The 25913-nt window shown below is 72.7% G+C and carries 21 protein-coding genes; 13 read left to right on the forward strand and 8 right to left on the reverse strand.

The window, feature by feature from the left end; genetic code table 11:
* Nucleotides 1-36 precede the first annotated feature (36 nt).
* Complete coding sequence (locus EDF18_RS13095; protein ID WP_123548356.1) at nt 37-1719, reverse strand: long-chain-fatty-acid--CoA ligase; 1683 nt, start codon at nt 1717-1719, stop codon at nt 37-39.
* 120 nt (nt 1720-1839) lie between these two features.
* Here EDF18_RS13095 and EDF18_RS13100 point away from each other — a divergent pair, with 120 nt between their 5' ends.
* From EDF18_RS13100 to lepB, 3 genes are all read left to right on the forward strand, one after another.
* Nucleotides 1840-2658, forward strand: coding sequence for an SDR family oxidoreductase (locus tag EDF18_RS13100; RefSeq protein WP_123548184.1), 819 nt, complete (start codon nt 1840-1842; stop codon nt 2656-2658).
* 198 nt (nt 2659-2856) lie between these two features.
* Nucleotides 2857-3774 carry an oxygenase MpaB family protein gene (locus tag EDF18_RS13105; RefSeq protein ID WP_123548185.1) on the forward strand — a complete coding sequence of 306 codons (918 nt, stop codon included), beginning with the start codon at nt 2857-2859 and terminating at the stop codon, nt 3772-3774.
* Nucleotides 3775-3797: 23 nt separating this feature from the next.
* On the forward strand, nt 3798-4403 hold the full coding sequence (lepB, locus tag EDF18_RS13110) for a signal peptidase I (protein WP_123548186.1): 606 nt from the start codon (nt 3798-3800) through the stop codon (nt 4401-4403).
* A 66-nt stretch (nt 4404-4469) separates the two neighbouring features.
* Here lepB and EDF18_RS13115 read toward each other — a convergent pair whose 3' ends face one another.
* Nucleotides 4470-6173, reverse strand: a complete 1704-nt coding sequence (locus EDF18_RS13115; RefSeq protein WP_123548187.1) for a long-chain-fatty-acid--CoA ligase — start codon at nt 6171-6173, stop codon at nt 4470-4472.
* A 131-nt stretch (nt 6174-6304) separates the two neighbouring features.
* Nucleotides 6305-6862 (reverse strand): TIGR03086 family metal-binding protein, encoded by a 558-nt coding sequence (locus EDF18_RS13120; protein ID WP_123548188.1) that lies wholly within the window; start codon nt 6860-6862, stop codon nt 6305-6307.
* 136 nt (nt 6863-6998) lie between these two features.
* Between EDF18_RS13120 and EDF18_RS13125 the strand changes: the two genes are divergently transcribed.
* Nucleotides 6999-7310: a hypothetical protein gene (locus EDF18_RS13125; RefSeq protein WP_123548189.1), complete on the forward strand. Its 312-nt coding sequence runs from the start codon at nt 6999-7001 to the stop codon at nt 7308-7310.
* Nucleotides 7311-7370: 60 nt separating this feature from the next.
* The gene (gene yidC / locus EDF18_RS13130; RefSeq protein ID WP_123548190.1) at nt 7371-8117 is read left to right on the forward strand and encodes a membrane protein insertase YidC; all 747 of its coding nucleotides are present in this window, start codon (nt 7371-7373) and stop codon (nt 8115-8117) included.
* A 107-nt stretch (nt 8118-8224) separates the two neighbouring features.
* Here the strand turns inward: yidC and EDF18_RS13135 are convergent, their stop codons facing one another.
* Both EDF18_RS13135 and EDF18_RS13140 read right to left on the reverse strand, forming a co-directional pair.
* Nucleotides 8225-8776 carry a YceI family protein gene (locus tag EDF18_RS13135; RefSeq protein ID WP_123548191.1) on the reverse strand — a complete coding sequence of 184 codons (552 nt, stop codon included), beginning with the start codon at nt 8774-8776 and terminating at the stop codon, nt 8225-8227.
* A 179-nt stretch (nt 8777-8955) separates the two neighbouring features.
* On the reverse strand, nt 8956-9960 hold the full coding sequence (locus tag EDF18_RS13140) for an aldo/keto reductase family protein (RefSeq protein WP_123548192.1): 1005 nt from the start codon (nt 9958-9960) through the stop codon (nt 8956-8958).
* Nucleotides 9961-10104: 144 nt separating this feature from the next.
* On the opposite strand from EDF18_RS13140, the gene EDF18_RS13145 reads away from it, so the two are divergent.
* From EDF18_RS13145 to EDF18_RS13175, 7 genes are all read left to right on the forward strand, one after another.
* Complete coding sequence (locus EDF18_RS13145) at nt 10105-10653, forward strand: GtrA family protein (protein WP_123548193.1); 549 nt, start codon at nt 10105-10107, stop codon at nt 10651-10653.
* Between the two features lie 136 nt (nt 10654-10789).
* Nucleotides 10790-12283 (forward strand): glycosyltransferase, encoded by a 1494-nt coding sequence (locus EDF18_RS13150; RefSeq protein WP_233569136.1) that lies wholly within the window; start codon nt 10790-10792, stop codon nt 12281-12283.
* Nucleotides 12280-14283 (forward strand): glycosyltransferase family 39 protein, encoded by a 2004-nt coding sequence (locus tag EDF18_RS13155; RefSeq protein ID WP_123548194.1) that lies wholly within the window; start codon nt 12280-12282, stop codon nt 14281-14283. The genes EDF18_RS13150 and EDF18_RS13155 overlap by 4 nt, the downstream gene beginning before the upstream one ends.
* Nucleotides 14284-14380: 97 nt before the next feature.
* Nucleotides 14381-15256 carry a DUF4397 domain-containing protein gene (locus EDF18_RS13160; protein ID WP_123548195.1) on the forward strand — a complete coding sequence of 292 codons (876 nt, stop codon included), beginning with the start codon at nt 14381-14383 and terminating at the stop codon, nt 15254-15256.
* A 129-nt stretch (nt 15257-15385) separates the two neighbouring features.
* Nucleotides 15386-16564: a glycosyl hydrolase family 8 gene (locus tag EDF18_RS13165; RefSeq protein ID WP_123548196.1), complete on the forward strand. Its 1179-nt coding sequence runs from the start codon at nt 15386-15388 to the stop codon at nt 16562-16564.
* Nucleotides 16561-17262 carry a class F sortase gene (locus EDF18_RS13170; protein ID WP_148050098.1) on the forward strand — a complete coding sequence of 234 codons (702 nt, stop codon included), beginning with the start codon at nt 16561-16563 and terminating at the stop codon, nt 17260-17262. The genes EDF18_RS13165 and EDF18_RS13170 overlap by 4 nt, the downstream gene beginning before the upstream one ends.
* 133 nt (nt 17263-17395) lie before the next feature.
* Nucleotides 17396-18202, forward strand: a complete 807-nt coding sequence (locus tag EDF18_RS13175; RefSeq protein WP_255416194.1) for a polyprenol monophosphomannose synthase — start codon at nt 17396-17398, stop codon at nt 18200-18202.
* A gap of 87 nt (nt 18203-18289) precedes the next feature.
* Here the strand turns inward: EDF18_RS13175 and treZ are convergent, their stop codons facing one another.
* The 3 genes from treZ to glgX form a co-directional block, all read right to left on the reverse strand.
* On the reverse strand, nt 18290-20047 hold the full coding sequence (gene treZ, locus EDF18_RS13180) for a malto-oligosyltrehalose trehalohydrolase (protein WP_123548198.1): 1758 nt from the start codon (nt 20045-20047) through the stop codon (nt 18290-18292).
* Between the two features lie 134 nt (nt 20048-20181).
* On the reverse strand, nt 20182-22578 hold the full coding sequence (gene treY / locus EDF18_RS13185; protein WP_123548199.1) for a malto-oligosyltrehalose synthase: 2397 nt from the start codon (nt 22576-22578) through the stop codon (nt 20182-20184).
* Entirely contained in the window at nt 22575-24773 is a 2199-nt protein-coding gene (gene glgX, locus EDF18_RS13190) for a glycogen debranching protein GlgX (RefSeq protein WP_123548200.1), read from the reverse strand. Before glgX ends, treY begins: the two co-directional genes overlap by 4 nt.
* 163 nt (nt 24774-24936) lie before the next feature.
* Between glgX and EDF18_RS13195 the strand changes: the two genes are divergently transcribed.
* Nucleotides 24937-25884 (forward strand): NAD(P)-dependent oxidoreductase, encoded by a 948-nt coding sequence (locus tag EDF18_RS13195; protein WP_233569137.1) that lies wholly within the window; start codon nt 24937-24939, stop codon nt 25882-25884.
* The last annotated feature ends 29 nt before the right edge of the window (nt 25885-25913 follow it).

Genomic DNA, 25913 nt, shown 5'->3' on the forward strand with positions numbered 1-25913 from the left:
GCGGCGGCGGCAGCGGCGGCGGCTGGTCGGCCCGGGTCAGCGGTCGGCGAGCTCGTCCCGCACCTTGCGGCGCAGCACCTTGCCGATCAACGACTTCGGCAGCTCGTCGACGACCACGATGCGACGGGGCACCTTGTAGGGCGTGAGGTGCTGGCGGGCGAAGGCGCGCAGCGCCTGCACGTCGACCTCGGCACCCGGGTGCAGCACGATCGCGGCCGCGACCTGCTCGCCGCCGGGGGAGGGCAGGCCGACCGCAGCGGCCTCGGCCACTCCCTCGTGACGCAGCAGCACCTCCTCGACCTCGGACGGGCTCACGTTGAAGCCGCCGGTGATGATGAGCTCCTTGATGCGGTCGACGATGCGGACGAAGCCGTCCGGGTCGATCGTGACGATGTCGCCGGTGCGGAACCAGTCGCCGTCGACGAACACCTCGCTCGACTCCTGCGGCTTGCGGTAATACCCGCTGAAGACCTGGGGGCCGCGCACGATCAGCTCGCCGCTCTCGCCGGCGGGCACGTCGACCGTCGGGTCCTCGGGGTCGACGACGCGCACCTCGGTGCTCGACAGGGGCAGGCCCACGGTGCCGGCGCGACGGGTCGGGCCGACGGGGTTGGCCATCAGCACGGGCGAGCACTCGGAGAGGCCGTAGCCCTCGACGAGCCAGCCGCCCGACTGCTCCTCCCAGGGCTCGACGACGTCGGCGGAGAGGGGCATGGCGCCCGAGATGGCCACCTCGACCCCCTTCAGCGAGACCCCGGCGTCGTCGGCGGCCTTCCGGAGGCGCGTGTAGATGGGCGGGACCGCCGGGAGGAAGGTCGGCGGGCGCTTCTTCATCACCTTGAGCACGAGGGCCGGGTCGAAGGCCGGGAACAGCACCAGGCGCGCGCCCATGCTCATCGCGAAGGTGAGGCAGAGCGTCAGGCCGTAGGCGTGGAACATCGGCAGCACGGCGTAGACGGTGCAGTCGCCCCGCGTGATGGTGGGCACCCACGCCCGGGACTGCGCCGCGTTCGAGAGCAGGTTCGCGTGGGTCAGCTGGGCGCCCTTGGGGGTGCCGGTGGTGCCGCTCGTGTACTGGATGACGGCGAGGTCGGCGGTCTCCGGCTTCGGGTGACGCGCCTTGATGCGCGACGAGCCGACGACCTTCTCCCACGGGACGGTGCCGCGGACGGTCGTGGTCAGGCGGTCGCGGGACTCGCGGGCCTTCTTGATCGGCAGGCGCAGGGCCGTGCGCGTCGCGAGGGGCATGCCTCGGGTGACGTCGATCGACACGATCGAGTCGACGGCGACGTCGGAGGGGAAGTCCTGCAGGGTCTCGACGACCTTGTCCCACGCGATCGCGATCTTCGCGCCGTGGTCCTCGAACTGGTGCCGCAGCTCACGCGGCGTGTAGAGCGGGTTGTGCTCGACGACGATCGCGCCGAGGCGCAGCACCGCGTAGAACGCCACCACGTGCTGGGGGCTGTTCGGCAACACGAGGGCGACGGTGTCGCCGTGGCGGACGCCGAGCTTGCGCAGCCCCTCGGCGGCGCGCGAGATCTGGTCGACGAGCTCGGCGTAGGTGGTGGTCGCACCGAAGAACTCGAGGGCCACCGACTTCGGGTACTCGGCGGCCGTGCCCTCGACGATGTCGAGGAGGGAGCCCGTGACGGGCTCGATGTCGTGGGGGACGCCGGGAGCGTAGGAGGCCAGCCAGGGACGAGCGGTGTCGATGGTCACGACCTCCACTCTAGGCCGAGATGCGCACCCTCCGAGCGGGCTGTGCGCGCGTCGGGGAGGCCGGGCGTTCAGTGGAGCCGCGCTCCCGACAGCGCGACACCACACGACGAGAGGAACACCGTGAGCAAGGTCTGGTTCATCACCGGGGCATCGAAGGGCTTCGGCCGTGAGTGGGCGGAGGCGGCCCTCGAGCGCGGCGACAGCGTCGCCGGCACGGCTCGGAAGCTGGAGGCGGTGGACGCGCTCGTCGAGCAGTACCCCGACACGTTCCTGCCGATCCAGCTCGACGTCACCGACCGCGCCGCCGACGTGGCCGCCGTGCAGCAGGCCGCCGAGCACTTCGGCCGCCTCGACGTCGTCGTCAACAACGCCGGCTACGGCCACTTCGGCATGGTCGAGGAGATCACCGAGGAGGAGGCGCGCGGCCAGCTCGAGACGAACCTCTTCGGCGCCCTCTGGGTCACGCAGGCGGCCCTGCCGATCATGCGCGAGCAGGGCTCCGGCCACATCGTCCAGGTCTCGAGCATCGGCGGCATCAGCGCGTTCCCGACCGTCGGCATCTACCACGCGTCGAAGTGGGCGCTCGAGGGCATCAGCCAGTCGCTCTCGCAGGAGGTCGCCGGCTTCGGCATCTCGGTCACGCTCGTCGAGCCCGGCGGCTTCTCGACCGACTGGTCCGGCCCGTCCGCCTCGCGGAGCGACGAGAACGAGGCGTACGCCGAGGTCCGCGAGGCCGCGTCGAAGCGTCCCTCGGCCGCCGACCCCGGCGACCCCACGGCCACCCGTACGGCGATCCTCAAGGTCGTCGACGCCGACGAGCCGCCGCTCCGCGTCTTCTTCGGCAAGGCGCCGCTGGGCATCGCCAAGGAGGACTACGAGTCGCGCCTCGCGCTGTGGGAGGAGTGGCAGCCCGTCGCCGAGGAGGCGCACGGCAACTGACGCCGTCCTGCCTGCTCTGCCCGCGCCTCCTCGTCTCGACACCGGGACGAGGAGGCGCGGTGCGTCCGGGCAGGACGGCCGGACCGTCTCGACCGTCTCGACTGCCTCGACTGCCTCGACTGCCTCGACTGCCTCGACGTCGAGACTCCCGGGCTCGCCGGGGGCAGGCGTCCAGCCCCCGCGGCGCATGATCGGAGGATGCCCGCCCTGACCGAGCCGCTCCGTGCCCGCCTGCAGTACACCTTCAACGGCCAGTACACGGGCACGCCCGAGTGGGTCACCGACCTCGCGAAGGGCGACGACGAGGGCTTCTTCGCACCGGGGTCGGCGGTCTGGGCCGTGCACGGCTCGAACACCGCGATCCTCGCCGGGGTGCGCGCCCTGCTCGTGCAGGCGCTGCACCCGGGGGCGCTCGCCGGGGTGCACGACCACTCGCGGTTCCGCGAGGACCCGCTCGGCCGCCTGGCCGGCACGATCCGCTGGATCTACACCGTGACTTACGGCAGCAAGGAGGCGGCGACCCACGCCTCCCAGTGGGTCAGCCGCCTGCACACGAAGGTCGTCGGCAGCTACGACGACCGGAACGGCGTCCCGCACGACTACGCCGCGAACGACCCCGAGCTGCTCAGCTGGGTGCACATGGCCTTCGCGGACTCGTTCCTCGCCGCGTACCTGGCGTGGGGCGAGGGCGAGGTGCCCGGCGGGCCCGACGCGTACGTGCGCGAGTGGGCGACCGCCGGCGAGCTCATGGGCGTCGTCGACCCGCCGCGCTCGGTCGCCGAGATGCAGGACCAGCTCATGGAGTTCGACCGTCGAGGGATCCTCGAGCGCACCGCCCGGACCGAGGAGGTGGTGGGCTTCATCAAGCGGCCGCCGCTGTTCCCGGTACTGCGCGCCGGCTACCCGGTGCTGTTCAACGGTGCAGTGGGGACGCTTCAGCCGCGCTTCCGCGAGCTGCTCGGCCTGCGCGCGCCGCACGTCGGGCCGGTATACCTGCCGACCACCCGGCCCGCGGGCGTGATGCTCGGGGCGATCGGCCGCGTGCTCGGCGACAAGCCGGTGGCCGAGGAGCACTCGCTGGCGCGGCTCGAGCGGCTGCGTCGGCCCGCGGGGTAGGTCCTTCGGGGGAGGATGGGGGCGTGACTGATCCTGCCGACGCCGCCGCGCCTCCTGCGACCCGGCGGGCGGGCGGACTGCGCTGGCTTCGCGACCTCGTCGTCATCGTGCTCGTCGCGCTGCTGGTCTCGTGGGGCGTGCGGACGTTCCTCGTCCGGTCGTTCTTCATCCCGTCGGCGTCGATGGAGCAGACCCTGCTGATCGGCGACCGCATCCTCGTGAACGAGCTCGTGCCCGGTGTGATGGACCTGCACCGGGGCGACGTCGTCGTCTTCGAGGACCCGGGCGGCTGGCTGGCGGCAGGCGAGGGCGACGACCTCGTCAAGCGCGTGATCGGGCTGCCCGGCGACACCGTCTCGTGCTGCGACTCCGAGGGGCGCCTGCGGGTGAACGGCGAGCCGCTCGACGAGCCGTACCTGAACGTGCCCGAGGGGGACCCGGCGTCGCTGACGCCGTTCGACGTCACCGTGCCCGACGGCGCCCTCTGGGTGATGGGCGACAACCGCGAGCGGTCGGCGGACTCCCGGTCGCACGTGACCGGCCCCTACGAGGGCTTCGTGCCGCTCGACCACGTCGTCGGCCGCGCGACGGTCGTCTTCTGGCCGCTCGGCCGCTGGGCGGTGCTGTAGGCCGAGGAGGCGCGGCGAGCGTCCGCAGCCGGCGCCAGCGGGTCAGCGCGCCAGCGGGTCAGCCCGTCAGCGACCGGCGATCAGCGCGTCGCGGACCTCGCGACGGAGCACCTTGCCGATCAGCGACCGGGGCAGCTCGTCCACCACGACGACGCGACGCGGCACCTTGTAGGCGGCGAGCTGCTCGCGGCAGTGGTCCCGCACCTCCTCGGGGTCGACCGTGCTGCCGGGCTCGACGACGATCGCGGCGACGACGTCCTCGCCGCCGCCGTCGCGGGGGAGGCCGACGACCGCGGCCTCGGCCACGCCCGCGACGCCGCGCACCGCCTCCTCGACCTCGGAGGGGGCGACGTTGAAGCCGCCGGTGACGATCAGCTCCTTGATGCGGTCGACGATCGTGACGTAGCCGTCGGCGCTCATGCTGACGATGTCGCCGGTGCGGAACCAGCCGCCGGGCAGGAACGCCTCGGCGGTCTCGTCGGGGCGGTTCCAGTAGCCGCGGAACACCTGCGGCCCCCGGAGGATCAGCTCACCGGCGGCGCCCGGCGTGACGGGGCTCTCGGGGTCGGGGTCGTCGCGGTCGACGACGCGCGCCTCGGTCGAGGGGAACGGCACCCCCACGGTGCCGGGGCGACGGGTCGGCCCCATCGGGTTGCCGAGGGCGACCGGCGACGTCTCGGTGAGGCCGAAGCCCTCGACGAGCATGCCGCCCGTGACCCGCTCCCAGGCGGTGACGGTCGAGAGGGGGAGGTTCATCGCGCCCGAGATCGCGAAGCGGGCGCTGCGGAGGTCGACGCCGCGCTGCTCGGCGGCCTCGGCGAGGCGCTGGTAGATCGGCGGGACCGCGGGCAGGAAGGTCGGCGGGTGCTTCGCCGCGGCCTTCAGCACGAGGTCGACGTCGAACTTGGGGAACAGCACGAGCCGCGCCCCGATCCGCATCGCGAAGGTGAGGCAGAGCGTCAGGCCGTAGGCGTGGAAGAACGGCAGCACGCCGTACACCGTTTCCTCGCCCTCGACGGCGCCCTGCACCCAGGCGCGTCCCTGCTCGGCGTTGCTGCGGAGCGACCGGTGGGTCAGCACGGCGCCCTTCGGCGAGCCCGTGGTGCCGCTCGTGTACTGCAGCAGGGCGACGTCGTCGAGGGCTGGGCGCGGGTGGCGCCTCTTCAGCGGGCGACCCGAGACGAGATCGGGCCAGCTGACGTCGCCGACGGCGCGGGCGGTGAGCGCCTCGCGGGACTTGCGGGCGGCCGGGATCGGCAGCTTGAGGGCGAGCCGCGTGCCGAGCGGCATGCCGCGGGTCACGTCGACCGACACGACCGTGTCGAAGCGGAGGTCGCCGGGCAGATCGCGGAGGCGCCCGACGAGCTTGTCCCAGGCGATGGCGACCTTCGCGCCGTGGTCCTCGAAGAGGTGGCGCAGCTCGCGGTCGGTGTAGAGCGGGTTGTGCTCGACGACGACCGCGCCGAGGCGGAGCGTCGCGTAGAAGGCCACCACGTGCTGCGGGCTGTTCGGCAGCAGGATCGCCACGCGGTCGCCTGCCGTCACGCCGAGCTTGCGGAGGCCCTCGGCGGCCCGGTCGATCTCGTCGCCGAGGTCGCGATACGTGGTCTCGCGCCCGAAGAACTCGAGGGCGACCTTGCCGCGGTGGGCAGCCACCGCGTCGTCGATCAGGTCGACGAGCGTGCCCGTCACGGGCTCGATGTCGGCGGGGACGCCCGGGGCGTAGCTGTGCAGCCAGGGGCGGGCGTCGGACTCGGCGTCGGCGGTCATGCCGACATCGAACCATCCCGAGGTCCGGGCGACCTGCGAGGGCGCCCGCTCCGCATGCCCCGCGTCAGCGAGCGGGTGCAGCCCGCGTCAGCGAGCCGGGGCAGTCGCCGTCAGCGGGCGGGCCCCCTCCGTCAGCGCGCGTCGCGGCCCGTCAGCGCGAGCAGGCGGACGAGCATCGGGGCGTCGTCGTCGACCGGCACGGGCGAGGCGAACAGGCCCGATGCCTCGAGGGCGTCCCGCTGTGGCTCGAAGACCGACCAGACGGCGGCGACGAGGTCGTCGTCCAGCTCCTCGTCCGAGCCGATGGCGCGGGCGAGGTCCCATGCATGGATGGTGACGTCGGCGACCTGCTCGGCGAGGTACTCGTGCACGGGCACGACGTCCGAGCTGAGCCGCACGGACGCCTCCGGGTCCGCCTCGCGCCACGCCTCGGCCGCGGCCCGCGACGACCGGTGCCAGGCGTCGACGAGGTCGTCGCCGAGCGGCTCGACCGAGGCCTGCGCCTCGCTCGGGTCGCCGCCCTCGAGCAGGACCGGCACCCACTGCTGCTCGCGGGTCACGTGGCGCACGAGGTCGCGCACGGCCCACTCGGTGTCGGGCGTCGGGGCGTCCCAGTCGGTGACGGCCTCGACCCGGCGCGCGAACTCTGCGTGCGCCCGGTGCTGCAGGGTGATCCAGTCGTGCGTCATGCGGGTCCTCCTCGGAGCAGGTGTGACGGTGTCAACGCAGGAGGCGCGCGAGCCTTCCCGAGGACGCCCGCGACATCGGAGGTCCGCCGTCAGCGTACCTACCGGGCGCCCCGGCGTGTCCTCTAGTGTCGGGTGCATGACCTCCCTGCTCGAGCTGCTGGTGCGCGTCGTCGCGCCGCTCGAGCTCGCGCTCGCGACCGGCCTGACCGTCGGCCACGCCGGGTCGCTGCCCGCGGGGGTCGTCGTCGGCCTCGTCGGCGCCGCCGCGGTGCTGGCGATCGTGGTCGTCGCCCGCGCGGTGCTGGCGCTCGCGGGGCTGGGCGCGGCCGTGCCGGGGCCGGTGCTGACCGAGGCCGCCGACGTGCGCCTCCTCGTCTTCGCCCGCGACCCCGACTCCGACGGACACGTGCGCGCCCGGGCGCCGGGACGGCTCTTCCCGGCCGTCTAGCCGCGCCCGCGGCGTCCGACGGCCAGAAGCGACCTCTTCCCTTCTGCCGTGAGGACCTCCATGGACCTGTCCGCCTTCCCGCCCCTCGCCATCGTCCTCGACGGCTTGCACGCTGTCGTCGTCGCGCTGAGCGACCTCGTCGAGCCGATCGCCGGTGCCTCGTCGTCCGCGCTCGCCGTCGTGCTCCTGACCCTGCTCGTCCGCGTCCTGCTGGTGCCCGTGGGGGTGTCGCAGGTGCGGGCGGAGATCGGCCGTCGCCGCCTGGCGCCCGCCCTCGCCGACCTGCGTCGGCGCATCCGCGACCCCCAGGCGCTGCAGCGCGCGACGGCGGCGCTCTACACGTCGGAGAAGGTCTCGCCGTTGGCGGGCTGCCTGCCGACGCTCGCCCAGGCACCGGTGCTCACGGCGGTCTGGTCGCTGTTCTCGCACCCCGTGATCGCCGGGCACGCCAACGCCCTGCTCGGGCACGTCCTGGCCGGGGCGGCGCTCGGCGCCTCGCTGGTGGGCTCGGTCGGTCCCGTCGTCGGCGGCGTCGCGGCGGGTGCCGTCTGGCCCTTCGTGCTGCTGCTGGTCGTGCTCGCGCTCGTCGTCGAGCTGCGACGACGGGCCGATCTCCGGGCAGCCGGCCCGCTCGTGGCGACGCCCGGGCAGGAGGCGGTGCCCGGCCTCGCCACGGTCGCGCGCGTGCTGCCCTTCGTCACCGTCGTCGTCGCGGCGTTCGTCCCGCTCGCCGCCGCCCTGTACATGGTGACGAGCGCGGCGTGGACGCTGGGGGAGCGGGCGGTGCTCCGCCGGGTGCTGGCCTAGGAGGCGCCGGCACGAGGAGGTGCGACCCACGACGGAGGGCCCGCCCCTGCGACTGCAGGTGCGGGCCCTCCGGGGACGCGTGCGACGTGCGCCCGCGTCAGGTGCGATTACGCCGCGAGGACGAACTGGATCTCGAGCGTGACGGTGACGTCGTTGCCGAGGGTGAAGCCGCCGGCCTCGAGGGCCGCGTTCCAGGTCACGCCGAACTCGGTGCGGTCGATCTTGGTGGTGGCCGAGAAGCCGAGCTTGGTCTGGCCGTAGCCGTCGACGACGAGGCCGCCGAGCTCGCTCTTCAGGGTGACGGGCTTGGTGACGCCGCGGAGGGTCAGGTCGCCGTGCACGAGGAACGCGTCGTCGCCCTTCTCCTCGATGCTGGTCGAGACGAAGGTCATCTTCGGGTGCTCCTCGGCGAGGAAGAAGTCGCCGGTCTGGAGGTGGCCGTCGCGGTCCTTCTGGTTCGTGTTGACCGAGGCCACGTCGATGGACGCGGTGACCTTGCTGGCGGTGTGATCCTCGTCGGTGACGAGCGAGGCGTCGAACGACTCGAACGAGCCCTTCACCTTGCTGATGGCGAGGTGGCGGACGCTGAACGAGACCTCGCTGTGCGTGGGGTCGAGGGTCCAGGTGCCGGCGGGGATCTTCTCTGCGGTGATGGCCATGGTGTTCTCCTGCTGTTCTGTGGGCTTCGTGGTGAGTCGTGCGGTGAGATCTGGATCGGTGACGTGTCACCGAAGGTCGGTACGAGTATATGCAAGCGCATCCTCCCGCGCGACATTCCCGATCTCCGACAGGAGATCGGGAACGTCGTCGCCGAGGTCGCGCGCGCGGGGCGGGCGGCTCAGGCCGGGCGCTGCGCGGGCGAGACCGTCTTGGCGGGGTCGCGCTCGGCCAGGTCGCCGAGCGCCTCGTCGATCCCCGTCATGACCTCGGCGGGCAGGGTGACGCCGGCCGCCTTGACGTTGTCGGCGACCTGCTCGGGGCGCGAGGCCCCGATGATCGCGGAGGCGACGTTGTCGTTCTGCAGCACCCACGCGATGGCGAGCTGGGCCATCGAGAGCCCCAGTTCGGCGGCGATCGGCTCGAGGGCGGCGACGCCCGTGAGGACCTCGTCGGTCAGGAAGCGCTTGATGGTGTTCGCGCCGCCCTTCTCGTCGGTCGCGCGGCTGCCGGCGGGCAGCTCGGCGCCCGGCTTGTACTTGCCGGTCAGCACGCCCTGCGCCACGGGCGACCAGACGATCTGGCTCAGGCCGTGCTGCTTGCTGGCCGGGACGACCTCCTGCTCGATGACCCGCCAGAGCATCGAGTACTGCGGCTGGTTCGAGATGAGCTGCACGCCGAGCTTCTCCGCGAGGGCGTGGCCGGCGCGGATCTGCTCGGCGTTCCACTCGCTGACGCCGATGTAGAGCGCCTTGCCCTGCCGGACGACGTCGGCGAAGGCCTGCATCGTCTCCTCGAGCGGGGTCTCGCTGTCGTAGCGGTGCGCCTGGTAGAGGTCGACGTAGTCGGTGCCCAGCCGCTTCAGGGAGCCGTCGATCGACTCCAGGATGTGCTTGCGGCTGAGACCGGTGTCGTTGTGGCCCGCGGGGCCGGTCGGCCAGTAGACCTTCGTGAAGATCTCGAGCGACTCGCGCCGCTCGCCAGCGAGCGCCGCGCCGAGCACCGTCTCGGCGCCCGTGTTCGCGTAGGCGTCCGCAGTGTCGAAGGTCGAGATGCCCGCGTCGAGGGCGGCGCGGACGCACTGCGTCGCGACGTCGTTCTCGACCTGGGAGGCATGCGTCAGCCAGTTGCCGTAGGTGATCTCAGAGATCTTGAGACCGCTGTGTCCGAGGTATCTGAATTCCATGGGCTCACGCTACGCGCGTCCCGGGCGCGGGGCGAGCGGGACCCGGGACGGCGATGTGAACAGCGCGTGACGTCAACCTGGCAACCAGCACACAAGGGCGTACCCCGGGCAAACCCCCGTCCGGGGGGCCCCCGAACCGGTGTCATGCCCGACGCCACTGCCCTCGACGAGAGGGTGACCACCCGACCGGCCGACGCTCCCGGCGTCGACCCAGCCGCCGCCTCCTCGGCGACGTCCTCCGTGCCCGCCCGCGCCGCCGTCTCGGTGCGCGTGGCGAGCCGCCTCCGCGAACTCGCGACCTTCGGCCTCGTCGGCGGCATCGCCTTCGTCGTCGACGTGGGCGTCTACAACCTGCTGCGCGTCACGCTGCTCGACGACAAGCCGATCGGCGCGAAGGTGATCTCGGTGATCATCGCGACCGCCGTCGCGTGGCTCGGCAACCGCTACCTCACGTTCCGTGCCGACCGCGGCCGTGCCGTGCTCAAGGAGGCCGTCGTCTTCGGCCTCGTGAACGTCGGGGGGCTGGCCATCGCCTCCCTGTGCCTCTTCGTGTCGCACTACGTGCTCGGCCACACCAGCCAGCTCGCCGACAACATCGCGGCGAACGGCGTCGGGCTCGTGCTCGGCACGGCGTTCCGCTACGTCGCCTACCGCTGGTTCGTCTTCCCGCCGGCCACGGCCGACGCCCGCTGACCGCACCACCTGCACCGCGCACCACCCGCACTGCGCACCACCTGAACTGGGCACCACCCGCCACACCCCGCTCGCGGCACCCGACCGTCGCGATCCGGAGACCACCATCCACCCCTGACCCGACAGGAGAACGACCGTGTCGACTGACCCGACGCACCCCGTGCACTCCCTGCTCGCCGCCGGCGAGCCACAGCCCCTGCTGACGCCGCAGGCACCCACGAGCCCTGACCAGTTCGTGCCCAACCGCGGTGCCACGTCCGGCGCGGGGGAGGCCCTCTCGGGCTTCTCGCTGCCCGACTGGAGCCCCTTCGAGTGGATCGGCTACTCGTCGCTCGTCCTCGTGTCGCTCTTGCTGACCGCGGTGGCCGTCTCGACGCTGTGGTGGATGCTGCACGCCTGGCGCTCGAAGGACAACCTCGAGGGCAGCCAGTTCAGCTCCGACCCCCTCGACGCGCGCCACTCGTTCACCCTGCTGGTCCCCGGACGGCACGAGGAAGAGGTCATGGGCCAGACCCTCGACCGCCTCGCGCTCCAGGACCACCCCGACTTCGAGATCATCGCGATCGTCGGCCACGACGACCCGGGCACCGAGCGCGTCGCCCGTGAGGCCGCGGCACGCCACCCCGACCTGATCCGCGTGGTCGTCGACTCGAGCGTCCCCAAGAACAAGCCCAAGGCGCTGAACCTCGCGCTGCAGACCTCGCGCGGCGAGATCGTCGGCGTGTTCGACGCCGAGGACGAGGTGCACCCCCGCCTCCTGACGCTCGTCGACTCGCGCTTCAGCGAGACCGACGCGGACGTCGTCCAGGGCGGCGTGCAGCTGATGAACTTCCAGTCGAGCTGGTGGAGCCTCCGCAACGTGCTCGAGTACTACTTCTGGTTCCGCTCGCGCCTGCACTTCCACGCCAAGGAGAAGTTCATCCCGCTCGGCGGCAACACCGTCTTCGTCCGCAAGGACTGGCTGGACTGGTCCGAGGGCTGGGACGCCGAGTGCCTCGCCGAGGACTGCGAGCTGGGCGTCCGCCTGTCGAGCGCCGGCGCGAAGGTCGTCGTCGCCTACAGCCCCGAGGTCGTCACCCGCGAGGAGACCCCCGGCACGTTCGTCTCGCTGCTGAAGCAGCGCACCCGCTGGAACCAGGGCTTCATGCAGGTCTACGGCAAGGGCGAGTGGAAGAAGCTGCCGCGTCTGCGCCAGCGCCTCATGGCCCGCTACCTGCTGACCATGCCCTTCATCCAGGCGGCCACGGGCCTCCTGATCCCCATCTCCGTCATCCTGATCTTCACGATCAAGGTGCCGACGGCCATCGCGCTCGTCTCGTTCATCCCGCTGGCGCCGACCCTGGTGCTGCTGGCCGTCGAGTTCACCGGCCTCCGGGAGTTCGGCCGCACCTACGGCCAGAAGGTCCGGGCCCGCGACTACTTCCGCCTGATCTGGGGTCTCATCCCGTACCAGATCTTCCTCGCCCTCGCCGCCGTGCGAGCCGTCTTCCGTCAGATCCGAGGCATGAACGCCTGGGAGAAGACGGAGCACACCGGAGCCCACCGCCCCGCCGAGGCCCCTGCCCCTCAGGAGGCGCCCCGCGCGTCCCAGCACGAGCCCGCCCTCGCCATGACCGGAGGTGACCGATGACCAGCACGCTGAACCGCCCGACGGCGGTCGACGACCGCATCGCCACGGCGCCGCGTCGTCCCGGCACGCCCATGCAGCCTGCCCCCGCACGCTCGCCGGGGTGGCTCCGCCGCCACGGCGCCAGCCTCGTCTGGCTGCTGCCCCTGATGGCGATCGCCGCCGTCGTGCAGGCCTTCAACATGGCCGGCTCGCCGCAGCGGATCGACGACGAGGGCACGTACACGGCCCAGGCCTGGGCCGTCCAGAACCTCGGAGAGCTCGCCCACTACACCTACTGGTACGACCACCCCCCGGTGGGCTGGCTGCAGATCTCGGCCTACACGGCCCTGACCGGAGCCTTCGACCGCTACGACGTCGCGGTGCTGGCCGGCCGCGAGGCGATGCTCGCCTTCACCGTCGTCGCGGTCGCCCTGCTCTGGCTGCTCGCCCGCAAGCTGGGCCTCAGCCGCCCCGCCGCGGCCGTCGCCGGCCTCGTGTTCGCCGTGTCGCCGCTGGCCCTCCAGTTCCACCGGACGGTCTACCTCGACAACGTGGCCACGCCGTGGCTGCTCGCAGCGTTCGTCTTCGCCCTCAGCAAGCGCTACCAGCTCGCCGGCTTCGCCGCCGCCTCCGTCTCGTTCGGCATCGCGGTGCTCTCGAAGGAGACGTACCTGCTCGCCCTGCCGTTCCTGGCCTGGATGATGTGGCGCGGCGCCGACAAGTCGACCCGTCGCTACACGCTCTCGATCGCGGGCAGCCTGCTCGTGCTCGTCGGCCTCGGCTACGTCGCGCTCGCCGCCGTCAAGGGAGAGCTGCTGCCGGGCGCCGGCCGGGTCAGCCTCCTCGAGGGCATCCAGTTCCAGCTCGCGACCCGTGAGGCGAGCGGCTCGGTGTTCGACACCGGCAGCCTCTTCTTCGCGACGGTCTCGCAGTGGTGGCAGCTCGACCAGGTGCTGATCGTGGTCGGCACCCTCGCTTCCGTCGTCGGCCTCTTCATGAAGCGGGTCCGCCCGATCGCCGTGATGATGGTCTTCCTGATCGCGTTCATGTTCCGTCCCGGCGGCTACCTGCCGGTGCCGTACGTCATCATGCTGCTGCCGTTCGCGGCGCTGCTGATCGCCGCGGTCACGGACGCCGCCGTGAAGTCGGTGCGGGCACGACGGGCCGGTGCCGTCTCGACGGCCGCGGTCCGCACGGGGTCCGTCACGTGGATCGCGCTCACCGTCGCCGCCGTGGTGGCGCTGGTGCCCCTCTGGGCCGTCCAGCTGCGCGGGTTCCTCGACTCCGACCTCGACGCGCCGATGCGCAACGCCGAGACCTGGGTCGAGACCAACGTCCCCAAGGACAGCCGCCTCCTCGTCGACGACGCGGTGTGGGTCGACCTGGTCCGTGCCGGCTTCGCCCGGGACAACGTGATCTGGTTCTACAAGATCGACACCGACGGCGCCGTGCAGGCGCAGTCGCCGAACGGCTGGCGCGACTCGGACTACCTGTTCGAGACCGAGTCGGTCCGGACCTCGGGAGCAGGATCGCCCGACGTGCGCTCGGCCCTCGAGAGCTCGACGGTCGTCGCCTCCTTCGGCGACGGCGACCAGCAGGTGAACATCCGCCGGATCGACAGCGACGGCGCCGCCGAGGCGCAGCGCTCCGGGGACGCCGCCGCCGCCGCGCGGTCCGCCGCCGGTGCCGAGCTCGCCCAGAACCCGGACCTGCAGGTGTCGGCCACGTTCGACCAGGCCCTGCGCGACGGCCGCCTCGACCCGCGTGCCCTGATCGTCCTCGGCCAGCTCGCGGCCGCGGCGCCGATCTCGGTCGCCGACCCGGCCGCCCTGCCGGGCGAGCAGGAGTCCGTGTTCCGTCAGTTCGACGTGACGCCGCAGGGCGCCGAGACCGTCGCGCAGCTCGACACGCTCCTCCGGGGCCTCGGCGACACCTACGAGCCCGCCTCGATCGAGCCGCAGGGAGACGGCCTCCGCATCACGTTCTCTGCGGTCGCCCCGTCGGGCGTCCTGTCCGACTGACCACCGCGCCGGGGGTCGTCCACACGACCCCCGGCCCCCTCCTCACCGCCGTCGCGCCTTCTCGGACGCGGCACCCGACCGGAAAGGAACCGCCCTCATGGCTTCACTCCACAGCAGCACCGCACGCACCGCCGACGTGACCGTCGCCTCCTCGACCACCACCCCGAGGCGCCGTCTCGTGACCGTCCTCGCGCTCACCGCGGCGACCGGCGTCGCCCTCGCCGGGTCGCTCGTCGGCGCGTCGCCGGCGCATGCCGCCGACGGCGACGGCTGGGTCCGCGTGGGCCACCTCTCGCCCGACACCAAGTCGGTCGACGTGACCCTGACCTCGCTCGCCGGCGGCCAGGTCGTCATGGACCTCGACGACGTCACGTTCGGCCAGGTCAGCCCGTACCAGGCGCTGACGCCCGGCACCTACGTCGTCTCGATGACCGCCGCCGACGCACCCGCCGACGCGAAGCCGGTCATCACGACGAACGTCACCGTCGACAGCGGGCAGCCGATCACGGCCCTCGCCTACGGCCCGAACGACGACCTCGAGACCCGCGTCGTCAAGGACGACCTGACCCCGCCCACGGACGGCCAGGCCAAGGTCCGCCTGTTCCAGGCCGCGACCGTCAGCAAGACCGTCTCGGTCGCGACGACGACGGGCACGACCATCGCGTCGAAGGCCTCGTTCGGCAGCGCGAGCGGCTACGCCGAGGTCGCCGCCGGCCCCTGGAGCCTCGACCTGACCGGCCAGAAGGTCACCGGCACGAGCGACGTCGACCTCGCGGCCGGCAGCATCAACACGCTGTTCGTGCTCGACAACTCGACCGGCGGGCTCACCGTCGTGCCCGTGGTCGACAGCGCGGCCACGGCGCAGGCCCCCGTGGGCGGCGTCCAGACGGGCGGCGGCTACCTGGCCGAGCACCCGGCGAAGGACGGGCCCGCCGGCTTCTGGGCCACCGTCCGCAGCTGGTTCGGGGCCTGAGTTCCCGAGGAGGCGCGGTGAGCGACCACCGTCGCCGCGCCTCCTCGAGATCCCCCCGGAGCACCCTGCACGCAGCACCCCGCACGGACCCCGCTCCGTGAGCCACACCGAGACCCTCAGAGGAACGACATGACGAAGAAGACGAAGGCACTGCTCGCCGCAGTGGTCGTCGCGGCCGTGGCCGTGACCGCCGGCATCGCCCTCCTCGTCGTCGGAGCACCCGGCGGCGCCCCCGACCGCACCGCCGGGGGGCCTGCCGAGAGCAGCGACCCCGGCACCGGCGACAGCACTCCCGACGCCCGCAGCGCCACGCAGATCGGCGAGGACTTCCTTGACGAGTGGGTGGACGACGACGGCCGCGTCGTCCGACGAGACCAGGGCGACGACACCGTCAGCGAGGGCCAGGCCTACGGCATGCTCGTCGCCGCGGCCGTCGGTGACGAGGACCGTTTCGCCGCCATCTGGGACTGGACGAAAGAGGAGCTGGTCCGTCAGGACGGACTGCTCGCCTGGCGCTGGGCCGACGGCGTCGTCGTCGACGACATGCCCGCCAGCGACGCCGACGTCGACGCCGCCAGGGCTCTCGTGCTCGCCGGTGCGGCGTTCGACCGACCCACCTGGACCACCGAGGGAGTCCAGCTCGGCACGCACGTGCTCGACGAGATGACGGCGAGCACCGACGTGGGGCGCATCCTGCTCCCCGGTCCCTGGGCCGCCGGCTCCGGCCCGTGGTCGTACAACCCCTCCTACGCCGCGCCGGCCGCTTTCGCGCAGCTCGGCCAGGCCAGCGGAGACCCCCGCTGGGCCGAGCTCGAGCAGGGCTCCCGCGCGGTCACGACGAACGTGCTGACCGCCACCGCCCTGCCGAGCGACTGGGCGCAGGTGCAGCAGGACGGCACCGTCGTCCCCCTGCCGAGCGCCGACGGCTCGTCGGGCACGGTCCAGTACAGCTACGACGCCGGCCGGCTCGCCCTGCGGTACGCCGAGTCGTGCGACCCGGTCGACGTGGCGCTGGCAGCGCGGCTCGCGCCCGTGCTGGAGCGCTACCCCGACCTGCCGATGCAGCTCGACCTGGGCGGCCAGGAGGTGGGCCAGGACCAGAGCCCGCTTGCCTACGCTGCCCGGGCCGCCGCGCTCGCCAGCGCGGGGGAGCCCGACGCCGCCGCGGCCGACCTCGGTCGTGCCGACGCTCTGGCGCAGTCGACGCCGACCTACTACGGCGCGGCCTGGGCCGCGCTCGCCGCCCTCCAGCTCGACGCCGAGGGCTCGGCCCTCGGCGCCTGCTCGCCCCTGGCGGTGTCCCGATGACCGTGTCGCAGTTCGTCTCGTCGCACCGACGTGCCGCGATCGCGCTCGGCGCGGCCGTGCTGCTGCTCGCCGGGGGCGCCACGGTCGCCGCCGTCGCGGCGCAGCCGGGCGGGTCCGGCGCGGACGCACAGGGCCCGGCCTCGACCGCGGCACCGACGACGTCCGCCTCGCCGAGCGCCGACCCCGCCAGCGGGGCCGCGGGCTCGTTCCAGGACCCGGCGGCGCAGTCGTACACCCCGCCTCCTGCGGGCGCGACGCCCGAGCGGGTGCAGATCCCGTCCATCGGGGTCGACTCCGGCCTCGAGGACCTCGGCCTCGGCGCCGCCGGCGAGCTCGACCCGCCGCAGGCGTGGGAGTCGGCCGGCTGGTACCGCGACGGCACCGTGCCCGGCGCGGTCGGCCCGGCGGTCATCGCCGGCCACGTCGACTCGGGCAGCGGACCCGCCGTGTTCGTCGACCTGGCGAAGCTGGCCGTCGGCGACGAGGTCCAGGTGACCCTGTCGACCGGCACGGTCGAGACGTTCCGCGTCACGGGCAGCGAGCGGACCCCCAAGGCGACGTTCCCCACCAGCGACGTCTACGGCTCGACCCCGACGCCGAGCCTGCGCCTCATCACCTGCGACGGCACGTTCGACCGCTCGACCGGGCACTACGTCGACAACCTCATCGTCTTCGCCGACCTCGTGTCGACGAGCTGACGCCCCACACGCCCTCCGCCACACGACCCCGCGGCCGACGCACCCGACACGTCCGGTCCGCACCGCACCACCGCACCACCTCACCCGACCCGCACCGCCCTTCTCTCCGACCCGACCGGAAAGGACCACCACCGTGAACGACGCGCTCGTGATCATCCCCACCTACGACGAGAGGGACAACCTCGACATGATCGTCAGCCGGACCCTCGCGTCCGGCGCTGCCGTCGACGTGCTCGTCGTCGACGACGGCTCGCCCGACGGCACCGGCGACCTCGCCGACAGCTGGGCCGCCCGCGAGCCCCGCGTGCACGTGATGCACCGCACCGAGAAGGCGGGCCTCGGCGCCGCCTACCTCGCTGGCTTCGCCTGGGGCCTCGAGCGCGGCTACGACGCGATCGTCGAGATGGACGCCGACGGCTCGCACCACCCCGAGGACCTGCCGCGTCTTCTCGGGCTGCTCGCCGACGACGACCTCGTACTCGGCTCGCGCTGGGTGCCGGGCGGCGAGGTCGAGAACTGGCCGCTGCGGCGTGAGCTGCTCAGCCGCGGCGGCAGCTGGTACACCCGGGGCGCCCTGGGGATCCGCGTGGCCGACACGACGGGCGGGTTCCGCGCGTTCCGTGCCTCGGCCCTCCGCCGCATCGACCTCGACGCCGTCGAGTCGCGTGGCTACTGCTTCCAGGTCGACCTGCTCTGGCGCGCCCTCCAGGCGGGCCTCCGGGTCGTCGAGACTCCGATCACGTTCACCGAGCGCGTCCACGGCGCCTCGAAGATGAGCGGCTCGATCGTCAGGGAGTCGCTGACCAAGGTGACCCTCTGGGGTCTCCGCCGGCGAGGGCGTGCCCTCGTCGAGCTGGTCGTGCGACACCGTCGCCTGCCGAGCGTCCGCGCGACGTCGCACCGGGTCGGGCCCGTCGTGCGCCACGCGCAGGCGCGCTAGCAGGGAGGCGGCACCGTCCGCACGGCAGGGGTGGTCAGCCCCGGCCGTGCGGACGTCGTCATGTCCGGCCTCGGTCGAGCGCCCCGGCTAGCGGACCACCGCGACCGAGTGCGGCGGCAGCACCAGCTCGGCGCCGGCCGCGATCGAGTCGTCGCTGGCGAAGAGCACGGAGGAGGCGGGCACGTCGACCCGCGCCTCCTGCGTCCCGAAGTTGACGGCCACCCGGATCGTGCCCCGGGTCATCACGAACCAGCCGGCCTCGGCGTCGTGCTCGACCGAGGTGAGGCCGAGGCGCGGGTCGGTGAGCTCGGGCTCGGCCCGGCGGAGCGCCGTGAGCTGCTGGTAGGCGTCGAGCAGCAGGGCGTGGCGCCCCCGCCCGAGCTCCGACCAGTCGAGCTTCGAGTCCTCGAACGTCTGCGGGTCCTGGGGGTCGGGCACGACCGACTCGTCCCAGCCCGACTTCGCGAACTCGGCGATGCGGCCCTTCGCGGTGGCCTCGCCGAGCTCCTTCTCGGGGTGCGACGTGAAGAACTGCCACGGGGTCGAGGCGCCCCACTCCTCGCCCATGAAGAGCATCGGCGTGTACGGCGAGGTGAGGGTCAGCGCCGCGGCGATCTGCAGCTGCCCGTCGTCGAGGGTCGCCGCGAGGCGGTCGCCGACGGCGCGGTTGCCGATCTGGTCGTGGTTCTGGTTCGCGACGACGAGGCGCCAGGCGGGCATGTGCTCGACGTCGACCGGGTGGCCGTGGTCGGCCTCGCGGAACGACGACCAGGTGCCGTCGTGGAAGAACCCCTTCGTGACGACCTTTGCCAGCGAGTCGAGCGACGCGAAGTCGGCGTACCAGCTGTTCGTCTCGCCGGTCAGGGCGACGTGGAGCGCGTGGTGGAAGTCGTCGCTCCACTGCCCGTCGAGGCCGTAGCCCTGGCGGTGGTCGGGGCCGAAGCCGCCGCCGTCGCGAGGCGTGACGAGGCGGGCGTCGTTCAGGTCGCTCTCGGCGATGAGCGTCAGCGGGCGGCTCAGGTGGGCGCTGAGGGCGGCGGTGCGCTCGCCCATCTCCTGCAGCAGGTGCACCGGGCTGTCGTCGACGAGCGCGTGCACGGCGTCGAGCCGCAGGGCGTCGACGTGGAACCGCTCGAACCACATCAGCGCGTTGTCGAGGATGAACTCGCGCACCTCGTGCGAGCCCTCGTCGTCGAGGTTGACGTTGTCGCCCCACGTGTTCGCGTGCTTGCTCGACAGGTACGGGCCGAAGGCGGGCAGGTAGTTCCCCGAGGGGCCGAGGTGGTTGTACACGACGTCCTGCACGACGCCGAGCCCGGCGGCGTGGGCGGCGTCGACGAAGCGCTGGTACGCGTCGGGCCCGCCGTAGTTGTCGGTCACCGTGAACCAGTCGACCCCGTCGTAGCCCCAGTTCCAGCGGCCGTTGACGCCGTTGACCGGCAGCAGCTCGACGAGGTCGACGCCGAGCTCGACCAGGTGCGGCAGCTTCTCGATCGCCGAGTCGAGCGTGCCGTCGGGCGTGAAGGTGCCGACGTGCAGCTCGTAGACCACCGCGCCGGCGAGCTGACGACCCGTCCAGGAGGCGTCGGTCCAGTCGAACGAGTCGCCGTCCCAGGTCTCGCTGAGGCCGTGCACCCCGTCGGGCTGGCGCCGCGAGCGCGGATCGGGCAGCGGCGTCTCGCCGTCGTCGACGAGGAACCCGTACCGGTGGCCGGGGGAGCGGTCGAGGTCGGCCGGCGCACGCCACCACCCGGTGGAGGCCTCGTGCTCGAGCGGCAGCACGTCGCCGTCGAGGTGCAGCTGCACGGTGGTCGCGGTGGGTGCCCAGACGTCGTAGACGCTCATCGGTCTCCTCGGGAGGTGTGGTGGTCGGGAAGGTGCAGGTGGTCGGGTGGCCGCGGGCAGGACGACGAACCGCCGACCCGCAGGGGGTCGACGGTAGTCGTGCGGAGGTCCGCTGTTCCTGCCCTGCGGCGTCCTTACTGCTCTTCCGCAGGGACGATCAGCGCGACGGGGTACGTGTCGAGCACGTCGGCGAGGCGGAGGCGCCCGCCCTCGTGCACGCGCCCGGTGAGCACGTCGCGCCAGCGGCGGCCCTGGACGAGGACGACGGTGTCGCCCCAGCCCCCGGCCTGCTCGAGGGCGACGGGCAGGCGCGTCGCGATCGTCAGCGCGCCGCCGCGGTCGGCGGCCACGGCCGAGTCGGCCTGGTCGCCGAACACCGGCAGGGCGCCGTAGCGCGTGAACAGCTCCGGGCGGTCGCGACGGAGCGTCAGCGCCCGGTGCGTGACGAGCAGCTTCGCCGCGCCCGTCTCGTCGACCGGCGGCGTCTCGCCGGCCGCGACCTGGTCGAGGAGGCGGCGGCGCAGGGCGAAGTCGACCTCGCGACGGTTGTCCGGGTCGACGAGCGAGTGGTCCCACAGCTCGCCGCCCTGGTACACGTCGGGACTGCCGGGGCCGGTGAGCTGGAGCAGGGCGAGGCCGAGCGAGTTGCTGCGGCCGGGGGCGCGGACGACGTCGACGATCCTCTCGATCTCGTGCCGCACCTCCTCGTGGTCGACGACCGCGTCGATCGCCGCGTGCATGCGCTCCTCGAAGGCCTCCGCGTCGGCGGTGCGGTCGGTCCACGTGGTCGAGGTGCTCGCCTCGCGGCTCGCCTTCTCGGCGTAGGCGTGCAGTCGCTCGCGCGACGCGGGCCAGGCGCCGACGACGCTCTGCCAGAGGATGTTCTCGAACGGGCCGTCGCCGATCGGGGCGAGGTCGCGGAGGCGCTCGAGGGTCGCCGTCCACTCGTCGCCGATCTCGGAGAGCACGGTGATCCGCGAGCGCACGTCGGCGCTGCGCTTCGTGTCGTGCGTCGACAGCGTCGTCATGCCGAAGGGTCGCTCGGCCAGGCGGGCCTGCTGGCGAGCGTGGAACTCGGCGGGCGTCAGCGAGAACTCGGCGGGGTCCGCGCCGACCTCGGTGAGGGTGGCGAGACGGCTGTAGCGGTAGAACGCCGTGTCCTCGACGCCCTTGGCCATCACCATGCCGCTGGTCTGCTGGAAGCGCACGGACGCCGGGTGCGACTCGTCGGCCAGGACGGCGACGACGCGGGCGATCTCGTCCGCGAGGTCGGGGCGGCTCCCGGTCGCGACGTCGGCCGCGCGGGCCAGCTGGTCGGCGCCCTGCGGGAGGTAGCTGCGGTAGACCGGGAACGCGGCGGCGAGCTCGGCGAGGGCGTCGACGACGGCGTCGTCCGCGCGTCCGTCGTCCGAGACGAGGCGGGCCAGGCGACGGATCTCGCTGCCGAGGATGCCGTCGGCGATGCCGCGCTTGGTGCCGAGGATCATGCGGTGCCAGTCGACCGCCTCGTCCGACGCGCGGGCGTCGCCGTCCGCGGGCGAGTGCGCGCTGTCGTCGTCGGCGCGGAGGCGCGAGTCGAGGCCGTCGAGCGCGGCGGCGCCTCGGGGGTCGACGAAGACCCGGTCGAGGTCGGCGAGGGCGTCGTAGCCGGTGGTGCCGTCCGTCGCCCAGTCCTCGGGGAGGCGCTCGTCGCCCTCGAGGATCTTCTCGACGAGCACGTGGGCGCCGCCGGTCAGCGCGGCCAGCCGGTCGAGGTAGCCGCCCGGGTCGGCCAGGCCGTCCGGGTGGTCGACACGGAGACCGTCGACGAGGCCCTCACGGAACCAGCGTCCGATCTCGGCGTGCGACTCGTCGAACACCCAGCCTTCCTCGACGCGGATGCCGGCGAGGGTGTTCACCGCGAAGAAGCGACGGTAGTTGAGGTCCGTGTCGGCGCGCTTCCAGTGCACGAGCTCGTACGACTGGCGGGCGTGCACAGCGGCGGCGTCGGCAGGGCCGTCCGCGGCGTCGCCGAGCGTGCCGGGTGCGATCGGGTAGACGTTCTCGTAGTAGTGCAGCTCGCCGTCGACGACCTCGAGGCCCTCGATCCGGCCGTCGGTGCCCGCGGGCTCGCCGAGCACGGGCAGCAGCACCTTGCCGCCGCCGGCGGCCCAGTCGACGTCGAACGCGTCGGCGTACGTGCTGTCCCGACCGTGCGTGAGCAGGTCCCACCACCAGGTGCTGGCCTTCGGGGTCGCGACGCCGACGTGGTTCGGCACGATGTCGACGAGCACGCCGAGGTCGGCGCCGTGGGCACGCTCGGACAGGGCGTCGAGGCCCGCCGCGCCGCCGCGGTCGGGGTCGACCCGGCTGTGGTCGACGACGTCGTAGCCGTGGTCGCTGCCGGGCTCGGCCTCGAGCACGGGCGACAGGTAGACCCAGTCGGCGCCGAGGTCGCGCAGGTACTGCACCTGGTCGGCCGCCGCGAACAGGTCGAAGCCCGCCCTGATCTGCAGCCGGTAGGTGGAACGGGGGTGGTCGTGTCGGGTCACGCGGGCTCCTCGGCCGTGGCTCGGAGGACGACGAGGGAACGGCCCGCCACGGGGAGCCGGTCGCCGGCGAGCAGCGCCGCAGGGATCTGCGGCGTGCTGGGGGGCTGGACGGTGGTCGCGGTCCGCGTCGCCGTCGGCGTGCGCGGTGCCGCCTGGGCAGGGGGCGGAGGCGCGGACACGGTGCTGTCGACCACCACCTCCCAGCCCTCCGCGTACTCGTCGGGCGGCAGGACGAAGGTGACCGTCTCCGCGCTCGCGTTGAAGTACAGGACGAAGTTCACGTCGGTGATGCGGCCGCCGCGCTGGTCGCGCCCCCGGATGCCGTCCCCGTTGAGGAACATGCCGATCGCCTTGGCGTAGGACTCGTTCCACTCGCCCTCCTGCATGGCGTCGCCCTCGGGCGTGAGCCAGACGATGTCGGGCAGCGGCTCGCCCTCGCCCCGGGTGACGGGACGGCCGTTGAAGTAGCGCTGACGACGGAACGTGGGGTGGTCGTGCCGCAGCTTGATCACCTCGGCGACGAACTCGACGAGCTCGCGGTCCGCCGCCTCCCAGTCGATCCAGCTGATCGGGCTGTCCTGGGCGTAGGTGTTGTTGTTGCCACGCTGGGTGCGGCCCAGCTCGTCGCCGTGCAGCAGCATCGGGACGCCCTGGCTGAGCAGCAGGGTCGCGAGGAAGCTGCGCTGGCGCTGCTCGCGGAGGGCGCGCACCTGCGGGTCGTCGGTCTCGCCCTCGACGCCGCTGTTCCATGAGCGGTTGTGGCTCTCGCCGTCGGCGCCGCCCTCGCCGTTCGCGTCGTTCTGCTTCTCGTTGTAGCTGACGAGGTCGCGCATGGTGAAGCCGTCGTGCGCCGTCACGAAGTTGATGCTCGCGACCGGGCGGCGTCCGTCGCGCTCGTAGAGGTCGGCCGAGCCGGTGATGCGGCTCGCGAACTCGCCGAGCGTCGAGGGCTCGCCGCGCCAGAAGTCGCGGACGGTGTCGCGGTACTTGCCGTTCCACTCGGTCCACTGGGGCGGGAAGTTGCCGACCTGGTAGCCGCCGGGGCCGACGTCCCACGGCTCGGCGATCAGCTTGACCTGGGACACGATCGGGTCCTGCTGCACGAGCTCGAAGAAGGTCGACAGCCGGTCGACCTCGTAGAACTCGCGGGCGAGGGAGGCGGCGAGGTCGAAGCGGAAGCCGTCGACGTGCATCTCGGTCACCCAGTAGCGCAGGCTGTCCATGATCAGCTGCAGCGAGTGCGGGTGACGGACGTTGAGGCTGTTGCCGGTGCCCGTGTAGTCCATGTAGTGCTTGGCGTCGCCGTCCATCAGCCGGTAGTAGGCGGCGTTGTCGATGCCCTTGAACGACAGGGTCGGCCCGAGGTGGTTGCCCTCGGCCGTGTGGTTGTAGACGACGTCGATGATGACCTCGATGCCCGCGGCGTGCAGCACGCGGACCATCGTCTTGAACTCCTGCACCTGCTGGCCGATGTCGCCCGTGGCCGAGTAGGCCGCGTGCGGCGCGAAGAAGCCGATGGTGTTGTAGCCCCAGTAGTTGCTGAGGCCCTTCTCGAGCAGCGTGTTGTCCTGCACGAACTGGTGCACGGGCATCAGCTCGAGGGTCGTGATGCCGAGCTTCTTGAGGTGCTCGATGATCGCCGGGTGGGCGACGCCGGCGTAGGTGCCGCGCTCGTCCTCGGGGATGTCGGGGTGCGTCTCGGTGAGCCCCTTGACGTGCGCCTCGTAGATGACGGTCTCGTCGTAGCTGTACTTCGGGGGGCGGTCGCCCTGCCAGTCGAAGAACGGGTTGATGACGACGCCGAGCATCATGTGCGGGCCGCTGTCGTCGTCGTTCCGCGAGTCGGGGTCGCCGAAGTGGTACGCGAAGAGCGACTCGTCCCAGTCGATCTCGCCGCAGGTGGCCTTGGCGTACGGGTCGAGCAGCAGCTTGGCGGGGTTGGCCCGCGAGCCCGTCGCGGGGTCGTAGTCGCCGTGCACGCGGTAGCCGTACTTCTGCCCGGGCTGCACGGTCGGCAGGTAGGCGTGCCAGACGTAGGCGTCGACCTCGGTGAGGGGCACGCGCGTCTCGGCGCCGTCGGCGTCGAAGAGGCACAGCTCGACCTTGCTGGCCGCCTCGCTGAAGATCGCGAAGTTGGTGCCGCTGCCGTCGTAGGTGGCGCCGAGCGGGTAGGGGTTGCCTGGCCAGGTGTGCAATCGGACCTCCGGGTCGTGGACCACGTCAGCCTACGGGCAGCGGGCGCACCGGGGCCGCCGCGCCTAGCGTCGGGGCCATGACGACCGCAGCGCTGCCGACGACGGCAGCTGTCCTCGACCCCCGCCCGCGCCTCCTCGTCGGGGCCTCGTCGTGAGGGTCGTCGTGATCGGCGCCACCGGGCACGTCGGCGGCTACCTCGTGCCGCGGCTCGTGCTCGCGGGGCACGACGTCGTCGCCGTGTCGCGCGGCGCCTCGGCGCCCTACCGCGAGCACGCCGCCTGGGCGAGCGTCGAGCGCGTGCAGCTCGACCGCGACGCCGGCGACGCCGACGGCTCGTTCGGCCGGGCGATCGCCGAGCTGCACGCGGACGTCGTCGTCGACCTGATCTGCTTCACGCCCGCCTCCGCCCTGTCGCTCGTCGAGGCGCTGCGGGGCAGCGGCACGGTGCTGCTGCACTGCGGCACCATCTGGGTGCACGGTCCGTCGGCGGAGGTGCCGGTGACCGAGGAGGCGCGGCGCACGCCGGTCGGCGAGTACGGCACGCAGAAGGCCGAGATCGAGCGCCTGCTGCTCGCCGAGTCGCGACGACCCGGCGGCGTGCAGAGCGCCGTGTTGCACCCCGGCCACATCACCGGGCCCGGCTGGCCGATGGTCAACGCCGTCGGCAACCTCGACCTCGACGTGTGGGAGGCGCTCGCCGCGGGTCGCGAGGTCGTCATGCCGGGGCTCGGGCTCGAGACCGTCCACCACGTGCACGCCGACGACGTCGCGCAGGCGTTCCAGCGGGCCGTCGAGCGTCCGGCGCAGGCGGTGGGGGAGTCGTTCCACGTCGTCAGCGAGCGCGCCGTCACCCTGCGCGGCCTCGCCGAGCAGGTCGCGAGGACCTTCGGGCAGGAGGCGCAGCTCACGTTCGCCTCGTTCGAGGACTTCCGAGCGCAGCGCAGCCCCGAATCGGCGGACGCGTCGTGGCAGCACCTGTCGCGCAGCCACTCGATGAGCATCGACAAGGCCCGGCGCCTGCTCGGCTACGCGCCGCGGTGGACGTCGGTCGAGGCGATCGTCGAGGGCCTCGAGTGGCTGCGGGCCGACGGCCAGCTCACGCTCGCCTGACGCAGTCGGGCCGCGGCGGCGGTATGATC

The sequence above is a fragment of the Frigoribacterium sp. PhB107 genome, from assembly GCF_003751515.1.
In the GTDB taxonomy this organism is placed as follows: domain Bacteria; phylum Actinomycetota; class Actinomycetes; order Actinomycetales; family Microbacteriaceae; genus Frigoribacterium.

Coding starts and splice junctions, on each gene's coding strand:
- EDF18_RS13105 (WP_123548185.1), top strand. CDS start 2,857: ATGCCCGCCCTGACCGAGCCGCTCCGTGCCCGCCTGCAGTACACCTTC.
- EDF18_RS13115 (WP_123548187.1), bottom strand. CDS start 6,173: ATGACCGCCGACGCCGAGTCCGACGCCCGCCCCTGGCTGCACAGCTAC.
- EDF18_RS13120 (WP_123548188.1), bottom strand. CDS start 6,862: ATGACGCACGACTGGATCACCCTGCAGCACCGGGCGCACGCAGAGTTC.
- EDF18_RS13125 (WP_123548189.1), top strand. CDS start 6,999: ATGACCTCCCTGCTCGAGCTGCTGGTGCGCGTCGTCGCGCCGCTCGAG.
- yidC (WP_123548190.1), top strand. CDS start 7,371: ATGGACCTGTCCGCCTTCCCGCCCCTCGCCATCGTCCTCGACGGCTTG.
- EDF18_RS13135 (WP_123548191.1), bottom strand. CDS start 8,776: ATGGCCATCACCGCAGAGAAGATCCCCGCCGGCACCTGGACCCTCGAC.
- EDF18_RS13140 (WP_123548192.1), bottom strand. CDS start 9,960: ATGGAATTCAGATACCTCGGACACAGCGGTCTCAAGATCTCTGAGATC.
- EDF18_RS13145 (WP_123548193.1), top strand. CDS start 10,105: ATGCCCGACGCCACTGCCCTCGACGAGAGGGTGACCACCCGACCGGCC.
- EDF18_RS13155 (WP_123548194.1), top strand. CDS start 12,280: ATGACCAGCACGCTGAACCGCCCGACGGCGGTCGACGACCGCATCGCC.
- EDF18_RS13160 (WP_123548195.1), top strand. CDS start 14,381: ATGGCTTCACTCCACAGCAGCACCGCACGCACCGCCGACGTGACCGTC.
- EDF18_RS13165 (WP_123548196.1), top strand. CDS start 15,386: ATGACGAAGAAGACGAAGGCACTGCTCGCCGCAGTGGTCGTCGCGGCC.
- EDF18_RS13170 (WP_148050098.1), top strand. CDS start 16,561: ATGACCGTGTCGCAGTTCGTCTCGTCGCACCGACGTGCCGCGATCGCG.
- treZ (WP_123548198.1), bottom strand. CDS start 20,047: ATGAGCGTCTACGACGTCTGGGCACCCACCGCGACCACCGTGCAGCTG.